Annotated in this window: 19 protein-coding genes and 1 tRNA gene; 13 read left to right on the top strand and 7 right to left on the bottom strand. The window is 65.8% G+C overall.

Going from position 1 to position 17,488, the window contains the following annotated elements; all coding sequences use genetic code 11:
* Positions 1 to 56: 56 nt before the first annotated feature.
* From L0976_RS19025 to L0976_RS19050, 6 genes are all read left to right on the top strand, one after another.
* The gene (locus L0976_RS19025; protein ID WP_234188834.1) at positions 57 to 1,097 is read left to right on the top strand and encodes a cysteine synthase A; all 1,041 of its coding nucleotides are present in this window, start codon (positions 57 to 59) and stop codon (positions 1,095 to 1,097) included.
* A gap of 5 nt (positions 1,098 to 1,102) precedes the next feature.
* Positions 1,103 to 1,846: an alanyl-tRNA editing protein gene (locus tag L0976_RS19030; RefSeq protein WP_234188836.1), complete on the top strand. Its 744-nt coding sequence runs from the start codon at positions 1,103 to 1,105 to the stop codon at positions 1,844 to 1,846.
* Positions 1,847 to 1,859: 13 nt separating this feature from the next.
* Positions 1,860 to 2,714, top strand: a complete 855-nt coding sequence (gene sseA / locus L0976_RS19035) for a 3-mercaptopyruvate sulfurtransferase (RefSeq protein WP_234188838.1) — start codon at positions 1,860 to 1,862, stop codon at positions 2,712 to 2,714.
* Positions 2,715 to 2,717: 3 nt separating this feature from the next.
* Positions 2,718 to 3,308 (top strand): GNAT family N-acetyltransferase, encoded by a 591-nt coding sequence (locus L0976_RS19040; RefSeq protein ID WP_203318754.1) that lies wholly within the window; start codon positions 2,718 to 2,720, stop codon positions 3,306 to 3,308.
* Positions 3,309 to 3,423: 115 nt separating this feature from the next.
* Positions 3,424 to 3,984 (top strand): OmpA family protein, encoded by a 561-nt coding sequence (locus tag L0976_RS19045; RefSeq protein ID WP_234188840.1) that lies wholly within the window; start codon positions 3,424 to 3,426, stop codon positions 3,982 to 3,984.
* Between the two features lie 118 nt (positions 3,985 to 4,102).
* On the top strand, positions 4,103 to 4,570 hold the full coding sequence (locus L0976_RS19050) for a DUF1203 domain-containing protein (protein ID WP_234188842.1): 468 nt from the start codon (positions 4,103 to 4,105) through the stop codon (positions 4,568 to 4,570).
* 167 nt (positions 4,571 to 4,737) lie between these two features.
* Here the strand turns inward: L0976_RS19050 and ald are convergent, their stop codons facing one another.
* A complete protein-coding gene (gene ald, locus L0976_RS19055) occupies positions 4,738 to 5,856 on the bottom strand; it encodes an alanine dehydrogenase (RefSeq protein WP_234188844.1) in 1,119 nt (372 codons plus the stop codon).
* Between the two features lie 162 nt (positions 5,857 to 6,018).
* On the opposite strand from ald, the gene L0976_RS19060 reads away from it, so the two are divergent.
* Entirely contained in the window at positions 6,019 to 6,480 is a 462-nt protein-coding gene (locus L0976_RS19060; protein ID WP_234188846.1) for an Lrp/AsnC family transcriptional regulator, read from the top strand.
* Positions 6,481 to 6,510: 30 nt separating this feature from the next.
* Here the strand turns inward: L0976_RS19060 and L0976_RS19065 are convergent, their stop codons facing one another.
* From L0976_RS19065 to ilvA, 5 genes are all read right to left on the bottom strand, one after another.
* Complete coding sequence (locus L0976_RS19065; protein WP_234188848.1) at positions 6,511 to 7,488, bottom strand: CorA family divalent cation transporter; 978 nt, start codon at positions 7,486 to 7,488, stop codon at positions 6,511 to 6,513.
* A 45-nt stretch (positions 7,489 to 7,533) separates the two neighbouring features.
* Complete coding sequence (ppk2, locus tag L0976_RS19070; protein WP_203318748.1) at positions 7,534 to 8,442, bottom strand: polyphosphate kinase 2; 909 nt, start codon at positions 8,440 to 8,442, stop codon at positions 7,534 to 7,536.
* A 155-nt stretch (positions 8,443 to 8,597) separates the two neighbouring features.
* Positions 8,598 to 9,845, bottom strand: coding sequence for a diguanylate cyclase (locus L0976_RS19075; protein ID WP_234188850.1), 1,248 nt, complete (start codon positions 9,843 to 9,845; stop codon positions 8,598 to 8,600).
* 151 nt (positions 9,846 to 9,996) lie between these two features.
* Complete coding sequence (locus L0976_RS19080) at positions 9,997 to 10,311, bottom strand: HlyU family transcriptional regulator (RefSeq protein WP_234188852.1); 315 nt, start codon at positions 10,309 to 10,311, stop codon at positions 9,997 to 9,999.
* Between the two features lie 63 nt (positions 10,312 to 10,374).
* Positions 10,375 to 11,622, bottom strand: a complete 1,248-nt coding sequence (gene ilvA / locus L0976_RS19085) for a threonine ammonia-lyase (protein ID WP_234188853.1) — start codon at positions 11,620 to 11,622, stop codon at positions 10,375 to 10,377.
* 194 nt (positions 11,623 to 11,816) lie between these two features.
* Between ilvA and L0976_RS19090 the strand changes: the two genes are divergently transcribed.
* The 5 genes from L0976_RS19090 (at position 11,817) to L0976_RS19110 (ending at position 15,881) form a co-directional block, all read left to right on the top strand.
* Positions 11,817 to 13,271 carry a TrkH family potassium uptake protein gene (locus L0976_RS19090; RefSeq protein ID WP_203318744.1) on the top strand — a complete coding sequence of 485 codons (1,455 nt, stop codon included), beginning with the start codon at positions 11,817 to 11,819 and terminating at the stop codon, positions 13,269 to 13,271.
* Between the two features lie 96 nt (positions 13,272 to 13,367).
* Complete coding sequence (locus L0976_RS19095) at positions 13,368 to 13,925, top strand: hypothetical protein (RefSeq protein ID WP_234188855.1); 558 nt, start codon at positions 13,368 to 13,370, stop codon at positions 13,923 to 13,925.
* A gap of 122 nt (positions 13,926 to 14,047) precedes the next feature.
* The gene (locus L0976_RS19100; protein WP_203318742.1) at positions 14,048 to 14,692 is read left to right on the top strand and encodes a DUF47 domain-containing protein; all 645 of its coding nucleotides are present in this window, start codon (positions 14,048 to 14,050) and stop codon (positions 14,690 to 14,692) included.
* On the top strand, positions 14,692 to 15,699 hold the full coding sequence (locus L0976_RS19105; protein WP_234188857.1) for an inorganic phosphate transporter: 1,008 nt from the start codon (positions 14,692 to 14,694) through the stop codon (positions 15,697 to 15,699). The genes L0976_RS19100 and L0976_RS19105 overlap by 1 nt, the downstream gene beginning before the upstream one ends.
* A gap of 97 nt (positions 15,700 to 15,796) precedes the next feature.
* Positions 15,797 to 15,881 (top strand) — tRNA-Leu (locus tag L0976_RS19110).
* 83 nt (positions 15,882 to 15,964) lie between these two features.
* On the opposite strand, the gene wrbA is transcribed toward L0976_RS19110, so the two are convergent.
* On the bottom strand, positions 15,965 to 16,564 hold the full coding sequence (gene wrbA / locus L0976_RS19115) for an NAD(P)H:quinone oxidoreductase type IV (RefSeq protein WP_234188858.1): 600 nt from the start codon (positions 16,562 to 16,564) through the stop codon (positions 15,965 to 15,967).
* A gap of 168 nt (positions 16,565 to 16,732) precedes the next feature.
* Here wrbA and L0976_RS19120 point away from each other — a divergent pair, with 168 nt between their 5' ends.
* Positions 16,733 to 17,488, top strand: coding sequence for a competence/damage-inducible protein A (locus tag L0976_RS19120; RefSeq protein ID WP_234188859.1), 756 nt, complete (start codon positions 16,733 to 16,735; stop codon positions 17,486 to 17,488).

Here is a 17,488-nt window from a genome sequence, read left to right on the forward strand (position 1 = left end):
GCGCGCCGGCCGAAAAGACGCTTTCCTTGATACATAACGCGCGAGGCTCGTGTCCCATGTCCATTCTTCCGTCCGTTCTGGATGCTATCGGCAACACGCCGCTGATCCGGCTCAAAGGGGCCTCGGAGGCGACGGGCTGCGAAATCCTCGGCAAGGCGGAATTCCTGAATCCCGGCCAATCGGTGAAGGACCGCGCGGCGCTCTCCATCATCCGGGCGGCGGAGCGCTCGGGCGCGCTGCGCCCCGGCGGCGTCATCGTCGAGGGCACGGCCGGCAACACGGGCATCGGCCTTGCGCTGGTCGCGCGGGCGCTCGGCTACCGCACGGTCATCGTCATCCCCGAGACGCAGAGCCAGGAAAAGAAGGACGCGCTGCGCCTGCTCGGCGCCGAACTCGTGGAAGTGCCGGCCGCTCCCTACAGGAACCCGAACAATTACGTGAAGCTTTCCGGCCGCCTCGCCGAACAGCTTGCAAGGACCGAGCCGAACGGCGCGATCTGGGCCAACCAGTTCGACAACGTCGCCAACCGCGACGCCCATATCGAGACGACGGCGCCGGAAATCTGGCGCGACACGAACGGCAAGGTCGATGGCTTCGTTTCCGCCGTCGGCTCGGGCGGCACGCTCGCCGGCGTCGCCGCCGGCCTGCGCGCGAAGAACCCGGACATCAAGATCGCCCTTGCCGACCCGGATGGCGCCGCGCTCCACAACTATTATACCCATGGCGAACTGAAGGCCGAGGGCAGCTCGATCACCGAGGGCATCGGCCAGGGCCGCATCACCGCCAATCTGGAGGGCTTCACGCCGGACTTTTCCTACAACATCCCGGATTCCGAGGCCGTCGCGCTGGTCTTCGACCTCATCGAGAAGGAAGGCATCGCCGTCGGCGGCTCCTCGGGCATCAATATTGCCGGCGCCATCCGCCTTGCAAAGGACCTCGGCCCGGGCCACACGATCGTGACGATCCTCTGCGACTATGCTAACCGCTATCAGTCCAAACTTTTCAACCCGGACTTCCTTGATTCGAAGGGCCTGCCGGTTCCAGGCTGGCTGAAGGCGAAATCGGGGATCAAGGTCCCCTATCAGCCGGTCGAATAGGTCTCATGTCCCTTCCCACCACTGCCCTCTTTCGCGACGATTTCTATCTTTCGACAAACGAGGCGGTGGTGACAACGGTGCACGAGGACGGCGGCATCGAGCTCGACCAGACCTGTTTCTACGCGACGTCGGGCGGCCAGCCCGGCGATACCGGCTTCCTGGAGCGCGCCGACGGCAGCCGCATTGCGCTCGGCCAGGCGGTGACGGGCGCGACCAAGGACATCATCGTCCACCGGCCGCTCGAAGGCGAGGGCCTGCCCATCGTCGGCGAGACGGTCGTCGCCCATATCGACTGGGCGCGCCGCTACCGGCTGATGCGCATGCACACGGCCTGCCATCTTCTCTCCGTCATCTGCCCTTACCCCATCACCGGCGCGGCCGTCGGCGAGGAGGACAGCCGCGTCGACTTCGACATGACCGATACCATCGACAAGGACGAGGTGACGGAAAGGCTGATGAAGCTCGTCACGGAGAATCATCCGGTCTTCGTCCAATGGATCACCGACGAGGAGCTGGCGTCCAATCCCGGCATCGTGAAATCCAAGAACGTGCGCCCGCCGATGGGCCTCGGCCGCGTCAGCCTCGTGTGCATCGGCGAGAATTCGTCCGTCGACAGCCAGCCTTGCGGCGGCACGCATGTTTCCGAAACGCAGGAAGTCGGCGCTATACACATCGCCAAGATCGAAAAGAAGGGCAAGGAGAACCGCCGGTTCCGCATCCGTTTCGGTGCGCCGGGTCCTCAGGCCTAAGGGAGAGATCATCATGTCCAGCGAAAAGAGCAGGTTCGTCGTCTCGGCGGATTGGGTGGAAAAGCAGCTCGGCGCGCCCGAGTTCCGCATCGTTGACGCCTCCTGGTATCTTCCCGCGCAGAACCGCAACGGCGCGGCCGAATATGCCGAAGGGCACATTCCCGGCGCCGTCTTCTTCGACCAGGACGTGATCAGCGACCAGTCCAGCAGGCTGCCGCATACGGTGCCTCCGGCGGATTTCTTCGCCACCGAGGTCGGCAAGCTCGGCATCTCGGATACGGATACGATCGTCGTCCATGACGGGCCCGGCATCTTCACCGCGCCGCGTGTCTGGTGGCTGTTCCGCACCATGGGCGCGAAGAACGTCTTCGTCATGGACGGCGGCATCGACGGCTGGAAGAAGGAAGGCAGGCCACTCGAAACCGACCTGCCGGAACCGGCCCCCGCCGTCTTCCACACCAATTTCAATCCCTATGCCGTGACCTCCTTCGAGGAGATGCGCGGCATCGTCTCGACTGGCTCGAAGCAGATCGCCGATGCGCGCGGCGCCGGCCGCTTCACCGGCGAGGAAGCCGAGCCGCGCGCCGGCATGCGCTCCGGCCGCATGCCGGGCGCGAAAAGCATGCCCTCCGGCACCTTCTCCGAGGGCGGCAGGTTCAAGGACCTCGACGCGCTTCGCCGGCATTTCGAGGCATCGGGCATCGACCTTTCGAAGCCGGTCGTCACGAGCTGCGGTTCGGGCATCACGGCCGCGATCATCACGCTCGCGCTCCATTCGCTCGGGCACGAGGACAACACGCTCTATGACGGGTCTTGGTCCGAATGGGGCAGCCGCGAGGATACGCCCGTCGTAACAGGCAAGGATTGAACCATGGCGAAGAAGGCCCAGCCCGCACCGATCGCCGTACATATCACCGCGCTCGAAATGACCGCGCCGCCCAAGCAGAGCCTGCCGGTGCCGGTGAACGTGCACACGGCGATCCTCGGCGCACCGGACATCCCGCTCGCCTTCTACCGCTTCCTCTACCGGCAGGTCGGCAGCCGCTGGCACTGGGTCGACCGGCTGCGCATGGACGACGAGACGCTGGCGGCGACGATCCACGACAAGCGCAACAGCGTGACGGTGCTCTATGTCAACGGCGCGCCGGCCGGGTTCTTCGAACTGCTGAAGATCGACGAGGACACGATCGAGCTTTCCCATTTCGGCCTCTTCGAGCGGGCGCTGGGGCTCGGTATCGGCAAGTGGTTCCTGCTGCAGACGCTCTATGCCGCCTGGGCGTCCGGGCCGACATGCGTGACCGTCACCACCAACAGCCTCGACCATCCGCGTGCGCTCCAGCTTTACCAGATGTTCGGCTTCTCGCCGGTCGGCACGCGCGATACGGAAATCGTTCCGCTCTCCGAGGCCGAAATGCTGGCGCTCGCCAGGCGTGACTGTCCTATGCCCGCCGAGCGGCGTTAAACACCCTGAACGGCGCCCAACGGCCGGTTCATCTTTCCTTCAGGCCGCCCGTGGCACGTTCCGCCCCGAAAGACGAAACAAGCCCGATAGACGAAACAAGAAGGAGACACCGTCCATGCAACGCCGCGCCTTTCTGACCGCGTTTGCCGCCACCCTCGCCGTCCCCGCCTTTTCCGGCCTTGCGCTTGCGCAGGAAACGCCCTCGGAGGAGATGATCCTGCGCCGGCTCGACGCCGCGCCCGCCCGCCGCATGCGCGACGACGAACGGGTGACCGTGCGCGAGTTCAAGCGCCGCTCGGACCTGCGCCGCGCCGCACCTTCCATCGACATCCAGTCGATCAACTTCGCCTTCGCCTCGGCCGAGATTCCGCGTTCGGAATACCGCAAGGTGCGCCAGATCGCCCGCGCCATGGAGCAGATCCTGCGCCGCCGCCGCCGCGCCGTCTTCCTGATCGAGGGTCACACCGATGCCGTCGGCTCGGCCGCTTCCAACCAGATCCTTTCCGAGCGCCGCGCCGATTCGCTAAAATGGGTTCTGGTGCAGGAATTCGGCATCCCTTCCCGCGCGCTGGAGACTGTCGGCTACGGCGAGGAATACCTGCTGGTGCCGACCGAGCGCGAGGAATGGCGCAACCGCCGCGTCACGCTGCGCCGCATCGACGAATTCGTGCGCTGATCGCTTAAGCTTCATTCTCACCGCCGGCCTCGCGCCGGCGGTTTTGATTCCAGGCAGGAAACGGGTGTCGGGCGGGTGGGATTGCGTGGATGCTCTCCGCATCAAACGGAGCACCGCCATGACCATCCGCTTCCTGCCCATGCCCACCGAAACCGCGGCCGCCTACTGGAGCGGCGGCCCGGATGCCCATGGCATGGCGCCCGAGCGCCATGTCTCCGACGGCGATGGCGTGCCCTGTCGGCATTGCCTGCGGTTCGTCGATGCCGGAGAGCCCTATCTCATCCTCGCCCACCGCCCGTTTCCGGCGCTCCAGCCCTATGCCGAAACCGGGCCGATCTTCATCCACGCCGCGCCCTGCAAGGCCCACCAACCGTCAGATGCGATGCCGCCGATGTTCACGAGCCGCGACTATATCGTGCGCGGCTATTCGGCGGAAAACCGCATCCTCTACGGCACCGGAGCGGTGGTGCCGAATGCCGAGATTCCGGCCTATGCGGAAACTTTGCTTGCGCGCGAGGATGTCGCCTATCTGCATATCCGTTCGGCGCGCAACAATTGCTACCAGTGCCGCGTGGAGCGCGCATGAGAAAGGCCCGGATCGCTCCGGGCCTCACAAGCGGCTGACATGCCCTCACCTCTCCTTCGTCATGGCCGGGTTCGACCCGGCCGTCCATGCTCCGGGCGACGTGGCGTGCGGGGCGGGTATCCCGGCAGATCGAGCCCGGGCCTTTCCGGGCTCTTCCGCTGCCACTCTCAAGCCACGTTCAGCACCGCCTCGGGCGCGAAGGATTCGTAGCCGAGCGCTTCGGCCACCGGGCCGTTGGTGACGCGGCCCCGGTGCACATTGAGGCCGGCGCGCAGATGCCGGTCCTCGGCGATCGCCTTCAGGCCCTTGTCGGCAAGCTGGAGGCCGTAGTGCAGCGTCGCGTTGTTGAGCGCATGGGCCGAGGTGACGGGCACGGCGCCGGGCATGTTGGCGACGCAGTAGTGCACCACGCCGTCGACCTCGTAGGTCGGGTCGGAATGGGTCGTCGCATGGGAGGTCTCGAAGCAGCCGCCCTGGTCGATGGCGACGTCGACGATGACCGCACCCTTCTTCATGCCCGAGAGCATTTCGCGGGTGACGAGCTTCGGGGCGGCGGCACCGGGAATGAGCACGGCGCCGATGACGAGGTCGGCGGAGAAGACCTCTTCCTCCAGCGCGTCGATGGTCGAGTAGCGCGTGTGGACGCGGCCGCCGAAGAGATCGTCGAGCTGGCGCAGGCGCGGGATCGAGCGGTCGAGGATCGACACGTCCGCGCCGAGGCCGGCCGCCATCTTCGCCGCATGCAGGCCGACGACGCCGCCGCCGATGATCGCCACCTTGGCCGGGAGCACGCCCGGCACGCCGCCGAGCAGGATGCCGCGCCCGCCATTGGCCTTCTGCAGCGCCGTGGCGCCGGCCTGGATGGACAGACGCCCGGCGACTTCCGACATCGGCGCGAGCAGCGGCAGGCCGCTGCGGTCGTCCGTCACCGTCTCGTAGGCGATGGCGGTGACGCCGGAGGCGAGAAGCCCCTTGGTCTGTTCCGGATCGGGGGCGAGGTGGAGGTAGGTGTAGAGAATCTGTCCGTCGCGGAGCTGCGCCCATTCGGCGGGCTGCGGTTCCTTGACCTTCACCACCATGTCGGACTTCTGGAAGATGTCCGCGGCGGTGGGTACGATCTTCGCGCCGGCGGCGCGATAGGCGTCGTCGTCTGCGCCGATGCCGGCGCCGGCCTTGGTCTCGACGATGACCTCGTGGCCGTGGGCTACATATTCGCGCACGGCACCGGGCGTCAGACCGACCCGATATTCATGATTCTTGATTTCCTTCGGACAACCGACACGCATGCGCGTTCCTTTCCCAGTGGTGTGTTCCCGTTCTTGCCGCCGCTTCGGCGGAGACACCATGGAAGCAGAGGACGCGTGCAATGTCCTTGCAAAGCCCGTTTGCCGAAGGGGCCCTTTTCGAATATTCTTCGAATATCGGCGGGATTTCCGGAGAAAATTCGAATGGCGCACCTGGATGCAATCGATGCTGCGATCCTGAAAGCGGTCCAGCAGAACGGCCGGATCTCCAATGCCGTGCTTGCCGAACGCGTCGGGTTGTCGCCGTCGGCCTGCTCGCGCCGGCTCGACATCCTGGAAAAATCCGGCGTCATCAACGGCTACCACGCCCGCGTCTCGCCCAAGGCGCTCGACTACAAGATGATCGCCATCGTGCATATCTCGCTTTCCGGCCAGTTCGCCAAGACGCTGGCGGAGTTCGAGGCGGCGGTGAAACTGTGTCCCAATGTGCTGGTCTGCTACCTGATGTCCGGCGAATACGACTATATCCTGCGCGTCGCCGCCAAGGACCTGGAGGACTACGAGCGCATCCACCGCGACTGGCTCTCGGCCCTGCCCCATGTGGTGAAGATCAATTCGAGCTTCGCGCTACGCGAGATCATCGACCGGCCGAATGTCGGGGTCTGACGGCGGGCGGCGACGTCTCGGGTTTCCCCCTCAAAACCGCAGGCTGATTCCCGCGCGGCGCAGCAGCCAGTAGAACAGCGCCGTGGCACCGACACCCAGCATCATCGCCCAGAAGAAGCCGGAGCTGCCTTCGCTGAGCGGAAGGCCGGCCGTGTTCATGCCGAAGACCCCGACCACCAGCGTGCCGGGCAGCAGGAGCGCGCTCATGACGGCCATCGCCCTCAGGCTGCGGTTTGATTCGTCCGCGAGCTCTGCCGCCATCTCCTCCTGGAGCAGGCGGGCGCGGTCGTTGACCATGACGATCTCGCGGTCAAGCCGCTCCAGCCGCAGGGAAAGGCGCCTGAGGACGGCATGGGCGTGCTCGGAGAGCGTCCAGTCCTCCCGGTCCTCCTCCTCGAACAGCGCGACCATGCCCGCGACGGGCCGGTGCAGCGACACCGCGAGGCGCCGCACCTCCTTGAGGCCGCGCCGTTCGTCGCTCAACCGCTCGGTGACGAGGCGGTCCTCCACCGCGTCGAGAAGCCCCGCGGCCTCCTTGAGCCTGATGGCGGTGTTCTTGCAGAAGGCCGTGACGATGGCTTCGAAGAGCTCGTAGGCGGTTGCCGGGCAGAAGCCGTCGGCAAAGGCCCGCCGCACCCGGTTCACCGCTTCCACGGGATGGCGCCGGCCGGTGACGAGCAGGCGTTCCGTGAGGGCGAAATGCAGCCTGCCGATGGTGGTGGAGGTCCGCTCCATGTCCTGCTGGAGGTCGGCGACGACACCGTGGACCATGCCCGCCTCGCAGCCGAGGACGAGGCTTTCGTCATGTCCTTCGAGGATGGCCCGCGCGGCAAGGGGCAGTTGGCAGCGGGCCGCGAGCCAGCCCGGCATGCGCTGGTCGACGAGATCGACATGCAGCCAGACCCAGCCGTCCCCGGCGGCAAGCGCCGCGTCGATGTCCTGCGGCGCCAGGGGCGCAACCGGCCCGCCGGGGCACGCCCGGTAGGCGCCGACGAGGCCCGGCGCCATGCCCCTTTCCCTCTGGTCCAGCAGGTTCAAGTGCGCTGACCGGCGTCAATAGGCTTCCGGGACGTACATCTCGGCCGGCGGCTCGTTGCGGATATAGTCGTCGTGGCGGACACGCTCCGGCAGATCGATGGCGGATTTCGGCACGTCCTCGTAGGGAACCTGCGCCAGGAGGTGGGCGATGCAGTTGAGGCGCGCCCTCTTCTTGTCCACGGCCTCGACGATCCACCAGGGCGCCTCGGGAATATGCGTGCGCTCCAGCATCTCCTCCTTCGCCTTGGTGTAGTCTTCCCAGTGGACGCGGCTTTCCAGGTCCATCGGGGAGAGCTTCCACTGCTTCAGCGGGTCGTGGATACGCATGCGGAAGCGGAACTCCTGCTCCTCGTCGGTGATCGAGAACCAGTACTTGATGAGCACGATGCCGGAGCGCACCAGCATGCGCTCGAATTCCGGCACCGAGCGGAAGAACTCCTCCAGCTCGTCCTCCGAGCAGAAGCCCATGACGCGCTCGACGCCCGCGCGGTTGTACCAGGAGCGGTCGAAGAGGACCATTTCGCCCGCCGTCGGCAGGTGCGGCACATAGCGCTGGAAGTACCATTGATTGCGCTCTCGCTCCGTGGGCGCCGGCAGGGCGACGACGCGGCAGACGCGTGGGTTGAGGCGCTGGGTCACGCGCTTGATCGCGCCGCCCTTGCCGGCCGAATCGCGACCCTCGAACAGCACGACCATCTTGAGCTTCTTGTGCTGCACCCAGTCCTGCAGCTTGACCAGTTCGTGCTGGAGGCGGAACAGCTCGCGGAAATAGACGCGGCGCTCCAGCGTCTGGGCAGGCACTTCGGACATGCCCTCGGCGATGAGGTCGTCCAGCCGCTCCTCCTCGATCTGCATTTCCAGCTCCTCGTCGAAGCTGTCGGCAATTTCCGCCTTGATGCGGTTCAGGTGATGGTCGTCGAACATGAGCGCTATCCGTCGATTGGGGAGGTGGGAGGCCTGCCGGCGCAAGGCCGCGCGCACTATATGAGCAGCACGACGCCGCCTGCCCGTATAGGCAGGGCGCATGACCCTTTTGTGACAGCCATGCGGCCGTGAAGCCGCGCTGAAAGGGCCCTGCCCTAACCGGAAACCACGCGGTTGCGGCCCGCGCTCTTGGCGGCGTAGAGCCGCGCGTCGGCGGCCGAAAGCAGCGCGTTCAGCGTCGTGCCGTCTTCATAGCTGTTGGCGACGCCGATGCTGACGGTGACCGGCATGCCGTCCGGCCGGCGGATCTGCGCCTCCACGGTGCGCCGCAGCGCCTCGGCCCGCTCGGCGCCGGCCTTCGGCCCGATGTCCTCGCAGATCACCACGAATTCCTCGCCGCCGAAGCGGAAGACCCGGTCGTTGCCGCGCGACGCCCGTTGCAGGCAGGCGGCGGCATCCTTCAACACGCCGTCGCCGGCGAGATGGCCGAAGCGGTCGTTGACGTCCTTGAAATGGTCGGCGTCGATGATCATCAGCGCCAGCGGCCTGCCATCCGCCAGCATGGCCGAGAGTATGCGCGGCGCTTCGAATTCCATGCGGCTGCGGTCGTAGACGCCCGTCAGCGCGTCGCGGCCGGAGCGGTCGAGCAGGTCTTCGTAGCGCTCGCGGAAGGTGAGGTCGGCGAAGATGTCGGAGATCGGCCGGGGCGATACGGGAATGGCGGAGATGCGCGAATAGTGCAGGTAGACGGTGATGAGCACCGCATAGGCGCAGGCCGCCATCATCTTGGCGATCCAGCCGCCCCAGAAGACCTCCGTGGGCGCGCCGTTGAGGAAGTGCAGCGCCGCGAAGAAACCGACCTGGTCGAAGGTCAGCACGACGACGCCCGAGACGAAGAAGCGCATGGCCATGCTTCGCTTGAAGACCCGTCCGAGCCGTTCGTACATCAGGATGATGGCGAGCGAATCGACGTAGAGCAGCATCGTGCCCCACAGCATCAGCCAGCCCATCTCGTCGATGAAGGCGAGGTCCGCGACACGTCCCGGCACCGCGCCGATCGTCTGGTGGTGCCGCAGGAAGAAGCCGAGGCCGACGGTCAGGAAGTTGCCGGCCAGCAGCCCGTAGATCGGCGCGCGCACAACCGCGGCGTCCTCCTTCACGTAAAGGAGGAGGATCATCATCAGCTTGCCGGAAAACAGCACGGAAGAGCCGGGCGAGATCACGCCGAAGGGCAGCTCGATGTAGAAGACCGCCGCAAGATAGGTCTCGAGGAAATGCATCACGCCGAGCGCGGCGATGAACACGCCGATGCCGACCTGATGGCGCAGGTGCAGGAGGCCAACCATGAAGACGAAATAGAACCCGGCCTCGATGAGAAGCAGGATCAGGTTTTCAGTTCCCATGAGCGGTCCGCAGATTCTCGACGCCCCCACTTAATAAGATGAGGATGGTCGCGACAAGTCGTTTTCCTGCGGATACAGGCAATCGCGCCGGTTCTCCAGCGTCTTCGCGCCGTCCGGCAGCGTTAATTTCAGGAGAAGGCCGGAATTGCCGTCAGACCTGCCGGCTGTCCTCGCCGTCGCCGAAGAGCGAGGCGCCGTGCTGGTCGGCGATCTGCCTTGCCTTGCGGAAGGTCGAGGCGACCGTGTCGTCCCGCGAGGAAAACAGGTCGGCGCGGATGAAGGTGCGGATCAGCACCCGGTCGCCGTCGCGCTTCTCGATACGCCCGGCAAGACGGTACTGGCCGCCCTCCGCTATGGGAGCCGCCACGAGGAGAAGGTCGTTATAGGCCTCGGTTTCCTCGGCGACCTTTGCCGGAGTTGCCGAGCCGCCGCCGCGACCGAAGAGTTTTGAAAAGAACGATGCCATGGCCGATTGCTAGCACAGGCGGCGGCGCGCTCCAAGGGGAACGCGCCATCCGGCCCCATGTCCCTAGATGATGAGGTTTGCGAGAATCTCGTTCTCGGTGATGTCCTGGTAGCGCATGCCCGCGGCATCGAAGGCCTTCTTGAGCGCGGTGAAGTTCTCCGGCGCCTTCGTCTCGATGCCGATGAGGATCGAGCCGAAGTTGCGGGCGGACTTCTTCAGGTACTCGAAGCGGGCGATGTCGTCGTCCGGCCCCAGCATGTTGAGGAAGTCGCGCAGCGCGCCCGGGCGCTGGGCAAGGCGCAGGATGAAGTATTTCTTCAGCCCCGCATGGCGCATGGCGCGCTCCTTGACGTCGGGCAGGCGCTCGAAGTCGAAATTGCCGCCGGAAACGACGGCGACGACCGTCTTGCCTTCCAGCGCCGCGCGGCCGAGCGCGTCCAGCGCCGTCAGCGACAGCGCGCCGGCGGGCTCCAGCACGACGCCCTCGACGTTCAGCATGTCGATCATCGTCACGCAGATCGCGTTTTCCGAAAGCAGCATGACCTGGTCGGCGGAAAAGCGGCTGAGCGCGGCGAAGTTGAGCGTGCCGATCCGGCCGACCGCGGCGCCGTCGACGAAATTGTCGACCTGATCGAGCGTGACGACCGCGCCGCTTTCCAGGCTGCGCTTGAGGCTCGGGGCGCCCGAGGGTTCGCAGAACAGGAAGCTCGACGGGCCGACCATGCCCTCCATGTAGCCGGTGACGCCGGAGGCGAGGCCCCCGCCGCCGACCGGCAGCACGACGAGATCCGGCAGCCTGCCCTCCCCGAGCTGCGCGACGATCTCCGCCGCTACGGTCGCCTGCCCCTCGATGATGTCCGCATGGTCGAAGGGCGGCACCATCAGCGCGCCGGTCGCCTCCGCATGGTCGCGGGCCGCCTTGTAGCACTGGTCGAAGAAGTCGCCGACCAGCCTGATGGTGACGAACTCGCCGCCGAAGATGCGCGTCTTGTCGATCTTCTGCTGCGGCGTCGTCACCGGCATGAAGACCACGCCCGGCACGCCGAAATGGCGGCAGACGAAGGCAAAGCCCTGGGCATGGTTGCCGGCCGAGGCGCAGACGAAGCTGCGCGCGCCGTCGGGCCTTGCCAGCACCTTGCGGAAGAAGTTGAAGGCGCCCCGGATCTTGTAGGAGCGCACCGGCGAGAGGTCCTCGCGCTTCAGGTAGATCTCCGCGCCGTAGCGGGCGGACAGGTGCTCGTTGAGCTGGAGCGGTGTTTCTGGAAAGAGCCCGCGCAAAGCGTCGCAGGCTGCGTCGACGTCCGGTTTCATGCCGTTCGATGCCATCCTTGAGTTTGGACAATGCAAAGGCTATAGCATCGTGCCGGAGGGTGGGCAGCGGTTTTCGGCAAAAAACGACGCGAAAAACAAAAAGTTGCCCATCGCAGCGATGGACACCGACCGTCCCGGCCGCGCGGCCCTTCGCGACGGGACCATGAGCGCAGCCGGCACGCAGGACGACTTCCTTGAACGCCACGATCTTCCGGTCCGCCATCAACATCGCCGCCATCAGCGGCCTCTATCTCTCCGTGGCGATGCTGATCCCGGCGTTCATCGACATCTATTACGGGCATCCCGACTGGGAAATCTTCCTGCTCTCGGCCTTCATGACCGGCGGCCTCTCGCTCGCGACGGCGGCGGCGACACGCGCCGGCCCGCCGCCCTTCAACAAGCGCATGGGCTTCCTCGTCGTCAACATGCTGTGGATCTCGGGCTGCGTCATCGGCGCGATCCCGCTGTGGCTCTCCTCGATGAAGCTCACCTTCGCGCAGGCACTCTTCGAATCGGTCTCGGCGATCAGCACGACCGGCTCCACGGTCATCGTCGGGCTCGACAACGCGCCGCCCGGCATCCTGATGTGGCGCTCGCTGCTGCACTGGCTCGGCGGCGTCGGGATCCTCGCGCTCGGCCTCTTCATCATGCCGTATCTGCGCGTCGGCGGCATGTCGTTCTTCAAGCTCGAATCGTCCGACACGGCCGACAAGCCGTTTGCCCGCATCGCCAGCTACACGCGCGCCTTCCTCGCCATCTACGTGGCGATCACGCTCATCTGCGCCGTCACCTATGCGGCGCTCGGCATGAGCCGGTTCGACGCGCTGAACCATGCCATGTCCACCGTCGCCACCGGCGGACTTTCCACCCACGACGCCTCCTTCGGCTATTATAAGAGCCTGCCGCTGCTGTGGGCCGGCACCTTCTTCATGACGCTGAGCAGCCTGCCCTTCTCGGTGCTGATCCTCTTCGTCGTGCGCCAGCGGCTCGATGCCTGGCGTGATCCGCAGATCCGCGTCTTCCTCGGCTATCTCGTGCTCTTTTCCGTGGCGGCCAGCATCTACCTGCGCCTGCACAAGGGCGTCGACTTCCACGAGGCGCTGGCGCATTCCTTCTTCACCGTCTCGTCGATCATCTCGACGACGGGCTTTGCCAGCGACGACTATACACGCTGGGGGCACTTCATCGTCGCGCTCGCCTTCGTCGCCACCTTTCTCGGCGGCTGCTCGGGCTCGACGGCCGGCGGCCTCAAGGCCTACCGCCTCATCATCCTCTTCAACTCCATCCGCACCGGCCTCTACCGCCTGATCTACCCCGACGGCATCCACGCGGTGCGCTACGGGCCGATGACGGTCGATGCGGACCTCCAGCGCAACGTGTTCCTGTTCTTCATCACCTATGTCGCGATCTCCGCGATCGGCGCGATCCTGCTGGGCCTGATGGGCTACGACGTGCTGACGGCGGTCTCGGCGGCGGCGACGTCCCTCTCCAATGTCGGCCCCGGCGTCACGCCGGAGATCGGCCCGGCCGGCTCCTTCGCGGTGTTCCACGACGCCGCGCTCTACGTGCTTTCCTTCCTCATGCTGCTCGGGCGCCTGGAAATCCTCACCGTGCTGGTGATCCTGACGCCGCTCTTCTGGAAGAGCTGACAAAGCTCGCGGGCATCCTTGACTGTTGTCACGCTTCTCCGCATCTTGACCGGCATCGGGCTGGAGGAAGACTGAATGTTCGCGTGGAAGTCCCTGATGCGTCTGACCTTTGTCGCCGCGCTCACACCGGCATTCGCGCTTGCCGGCCCGCTCGCCGATGCCGCGAAGAAGGCGGAGGAACAGGCCGCCGCCGGCGACACGGTCGGCGCGCACAACACGATCCGCGATGCCTACGGCGCCTTCGCCGCGACGCTTCCCTTCTCGATCGGCAAGGCCGTCTTCGTCTCCGCGCCGCCGGAAGGCTACGGCATGTACGCTGCCCGCCCGGATTCCAGCTTCAAGGCCGGCGAAGCGCTCATCTCCTATGTCGAGCCGGTCGGCCTCACCTGGCGTGCGGCCGATGGCGGGCCGCTCGAATCGCATTTCACGGTCGACCTCGAACTGCTCGACGCCAAGGGCGCCAAGCTTGCCGAGCAGAAGGCCTTCGGCTCCTTCGACTTCAAGGGCAGCGTGCGGAACCAGGAGGTCTTCGCCAAGCTGACGCTCAACCTGACCAGCCCGCCGGCCGGCGACTACGTGCTGCGCTACCGCTTCCGCGACAGCGCGAGCGGTGCCGTCGCCATCAGCGAGCAGCCCTTCAAGATCGTGCCCTGACCGGTGATGCCCGTTTACCGCAGTGCAAGAGAATTGTGACAAGGCCGAATCAGCGCTTTTCAGCGCGTTTGCGCTCAATTATGACAGCCGCATGACAACCCCAGCCACCTGAAGGGGCACCCATGCTTTCGCTGTTTCGCAAATTCATGCCGCGCGAGGACCGATTCTTCGATCTCTTCGAGCAGCATTCCCGCACCGTCGTCGGCGCCGCCGAGGCCCTCCGCTCGCTCCTGGCCGGCGGCCCGGACATGGAAAAGCATTGCGACCGTATCGTCGAGCTCGAGGACCAGGCCGACGACATCACCCGCGAGGTGCTGCTTGCCGTGCGCCGCAGCTTCATCACCCCCTTCGACCGTGGCGACATCAAGGACCTGATCCAGTCGATGGACGACGCCATCGACATGATGCACAAGACGGTCAAGACCATCCGCCTCTACGAGCAGACGAGCTTCCAGCCGGGCATGCAGGAAATGGGCGAGGCCGTCGTCAAGGCCGCCCACCTCGTGGCCGAGGCCATTCCGCTGCTCGACAAGGTCGGCGTGCATGCCGGCCGCCTCGGCACCATCGCCGAGGAAGTCACCCGTGTCGAAGGCCGTTCCGACGAGCTGCACGACCAGGGCCTCAAAGATCTCTTCAAGCAATACGGCAAGTCCGACCCGATGGCCTATATCATCGGCAGCGAGATCTACGGCGAACTGGAAAAGGTCGTCGACCGCTTCGAGGACGTGGCGAACGAAATCAGCGGTATCGTGATCGAGAACGTCTGATGGAGGCCACACTCGCCCTTCCGCTGCTGGTCGGCCTCGTCGGCATCGCGCTTATCTTCGACTTCCTGAACGGCCTGCACGACGCGGCCAATTCCATCGCCACCATCGTTTCCACGCGCGTCCTGCGCCCGCAATATGCGGTGATGTGGGCGGCCTTCTTCAACTTCATCGCCTTCCTGTTCTTCGGCCTGCATGTCGCCGAGACGCTCGGAAAGGGCATCATCGATCCCGCCATCGTCAGCCCGCTCGTCATCTTCGCGGCGCTGATGGGCGCGATCATCTGGAACGTCGTCACCTGGATCTTCGGCATCCCGTCGAGTTCCTCGCACGCGCTCATCGGCGGCCTCGTCGGGGCCGGCCTTGCCAAGACGGGTTTCGACGCCGTCGTCTGGAGCGGCCTGCTCAAGACCGCGAGCGCCATCTTCCTGTCGCCGGCCTTCGGCTTCTTCCTGGCGCTGGTCCTCGTGCTTATCGTCTCCTGGATCTTCGTGCGCCAGACGCCGTTCGCCGTCGACCGCACCTTCCGCATCATGCAGTTCATCTCGGCCTCGCTCTATTCGCTCGGCCACGGCGGCAACGACGCGCAGAAAACCATGGGCATCATCGCCGTCCTGCTCTATTCGCAGGGCTATCTCGGCGGTGAGTTCTACGTGCCCTTCTGGGTGGTCATCACCTGCCAGACGGCCATGGCGCTCGGCACGCTGATGGGCGGCTGGCGCATCGTGCACACGATGGGCTCGAAGATCACGCGGCTCAACCCGATGCAGGGGTTCTGCGCCGAGACCGGCGGGGCGATCACGCTCTTCGGCGCCACCTGGCTCGGCATCCCGGTCTCGACCACCCACACGATCACCGGCGCCATCATCGGCGTCGGCGCCGCGCGCCGCGTCTCGGCCGTCCGCTGGGGCATCGCCGGCAACATCGTCTGGGCATGGATCATCACCCTGCCCTCGGCAGCGGCGATCTCGGCGCTGTTCTACCTCGTCGCGAACGCCATTTTCGGCTGACCGGCCCGTCCTCCGGCGGCGTGATCGAGGCAGATTTCGCCGCCGCCCCAGGCCACCCCTTGATCCGTCCGGCCGCCTCGGCTACGCACAGGCTGAAGCGGGCGTGGCGAAACTGGTAGACGCAAGAGACTTAAAATCTCTCGGCCTTGGCTGTGCGGGTTCGATCCCCGCCGCCCGCACCAGCTTCCTTCCGTGCGGACAACAAAAAGGGTGCGGCCCCTGACGCTGGCCGCACCCTCTTTTTCAGCGACGTTTCAGGAGAACGTCAGGCCGAAAGCTTGCCCGCGATCTTCGAGACATGGGCGCCCTGGTAGCGGGCGGCATCGAGTTCCACTTCGGAGGGCTGGCGCGAGCCGTCGCCGCCGGTGATGGTGGAGGCGCCGTAGGGCGAGCCGCCCTTGACCTCCTCCACGCCCATCTGGCCCTGGAAGGCGTAGGGCAGGCCTACGACCACGAGGCCGTGGTGGAGCAGCGTCGGGATGAAGCCGAGGATGGTCGATTCCTGGCCGCCGTGCTGGGTGGCGGTGGAGGTGAAGACCGAGCCGACCTTGCCGACCAGCTTGCCCTCGGCCCACAGGCCGCCCGTCTGATCCCAGAAATTGCGCATCTGCGAGGCGACCGTGCCGTAGCGCGTGCCGGCGCCGACGATGATGGCATCGTAGTTCTGCAGCTCGTCGACGGTGGCGATCTCCGCCTTCTGGTCGACCTTGTAGTAGGAGGCCTTGGCGACGTCTTCCGGCACCAGTTCGGGGACGCGCTTGACGGTCACGTCGGCACCGGCCGACTTTGCGCCTTCCGCGACGGCATAGGCCATCGTTTCGATATGGCCGTAGGCCGAATAGTAAAGAACCAGAACTTTCGCCATCGTCGTCTCCTGACTTGGGGTGCCTTTCCGCTTGATCGCGGTATCGCCTTGGATGTAGCACTTCAAGGCGGCGGCGACACGGAGCCGCCCGGTCGACAGACTGTTCACCCGCCATTGACAATGTCGCCGATTCCGGTCGGCATTGCTGCCGAAATCCAGAGAACGCCCATGAGCAACGCTCCCATCGCCACCGCCGCCATGCTCGCCATCGGCGACGAACTCCTGACCGGGCGCACCAAGGACAGGAATATCGGCCAGCTCGCCGACGTGCTCTTCCTCGCCGGCATCGACCTCAAGGAGGTGCGCATCGTCGGCGACGACGAGGATGCCATCGTCGAGGCGCTGAATGCGCTGCGCGCGCGCCACACCTATGTCTTCACGTCCGGCGGGATCGGCCCGACGCATGACGACATCACGGCCGACGCGGTCTCGAAGGCCTTCGGCGTGCCGTGCCTGCACGACCCGCTCGCCATGGAGCTGCTCGGCGCCATGTATGCGCGGCGCGGCGTCGAGTTCAACGAGGCCCGCCAGCGCATGGCGCGCATGCCTGAAGGGGCCGTCCATATCGAGAACGCCGTCTCCACGGCGCCGGGCTTCAACATCGGCAATGTCTATGTCATGGCCGGCGTGCCGCAGGTCTTCACCGCCATGCTGGGCACGGTCGTGCCGAAGCTCAAGGGCGGCCAGCCCATGCTCCAGCGCTCCGTCGCCTCGCCCTTCGGCGAAGGCGACATCGGCAGCGCGCTCGCCGCGATCCAGAAGAACCATCCCGAAACCAGCATCGGCTCCTATCCGCGCTTTACGGAAAACCGCTTCTCGACCGAGATCGTCATCCGCAGCCGGGAGGAACCCCCGGCGCAGGCGGCCGAACGTGATATACTTGCGATGATTGCCGAAATCGCCGCGAGCAAGGCCGCGTCTTGA

It is taken from the genome of Shinella sp. NM-101, from assembly GCF_021401195.1.
Lineage (GTDB): Bacteria > Pseudomonadota > Alphaproteobacteria > Rhizobiales > Rhizobiaceae > Shinella.

Coding starts and splice junctions, on each gene's coding strand:
- L0976_RS19120 (WP_234188859.1), top strand. CDS start 16,733: ATGAGCAACGCTCCCATCGCCACCGCCGCCATGCTCGCCATCGGCGAC.
- L0976_RS19095 (WP_234188855.1), top strand. CDS start 13,368: ATGCGTCTGACCTTTGTCGCCGCGCTCACACCGGCATTCGCGCTTGCC.
- ilvA (WP_234188853.1), bottom strand. CDS start 11,622: ATGAAACCGGACGTCGACGCAGCCTGCGACGCTTTGCGCGGGCTCTTT.
- L0976_RS19075 (WP_234188850.1), bottom strand. CDS start 9,845: ATGGGAACTGAAAACCTGATCCTGCTTCTCATCGAGGCCGGGTTCTAT.
- L0976_RS19100 (WP_203318742.1), top strand. CDS start 14,048: ATGCTTTCGCTGTTTCGCAAATTCATGCCGCGCGAGGACCGATTCTTC.
- L0976_RS19080 (WP_234188852.1), bottom strand. CDS start 10,311: ATGGCATCGTTCTTTTCAAAACTCTTCGGTCGCGGCGGCGGCTCGGCA.
- L0976_RS19065 (WP_234188848.1), bottom strand. CDS start 7,488: ATGGCGCCGGGCCTCGTCGGCGCCTACCGGGCGTGCCCCGGCGGGCCG.
- ald (WP_234188844.1), bottom strand. CDS start 5,856: ATGCGTGTCGGTTGTCCGAAGGAAATCAAGAATCATGAATATCGGGTC.
- wrbA (WP_234188858.1), bottom strand. CDS start 16,564: ATGGCGAAAGTTCTGGTTCTTTACTATTCGGCCTACGGCCATATCGAA.
- L0976_RS19045 (WP_234188840.1), top strand. CDS start 3,424: ATGCAACGCCGCGCCTTTCTGACCGCGTTTGCCGCCACCCTCGCCGTC.
- ppk2 (WP_203318748.1), bottom strand. CDS start 8,442: ATGTTCGACGACCATCACCTGAACCGCATCAAGGCGGAAATTGCCGAC.
- sseA (WP_234188838.1), top strand. CDS start 1,860: ATGTCCAGCGAAAAGAGCAGGTTCGTCGTCTCGGCGGATTGGGTGGAA.
- L0976_RS19105 (WP_234188857.1), top strand. CDS start 14,692: ATGGAGGCCACACTCGCCCTTCCGCTGCTGGTCGGCCTCGTCGGCATC.
- L0976_RS19050 (WP_234188842.1), top strand. CDS start 4,103: ATGACCATCCGCTTCCTGCCCATGCCCACCGAAACCGCGGCCGCCTAC.
- L0976_RS19025 (WP_234188834.1), top strand. CDS start 57: ATGTCCATTCTTCCGTCCGTTCTGGATGCTATCGGCAACACGCCGCTG.
- L0976_RS19060 (WP_234188846.1), top strand. CDS start 6,019: ATGGCGCACCTGGATGCAATCGATGCTGCGATCCTGAAAGCGGTCCAG.
- L0976_RS19030 (WP_234188836.1), top strand. CDS start 1,103: ATGTCCCTTCCCACCACTGCCCTCTTTCGCGACGATTTCTATCTTTCG.
- L0976_RS19040 (WP_203318754.1), top strand. CDS start 2,718: ATGGCGAAGAAGGCCCAGCCCGCACCGATCGCCGTACATATCACCGCG.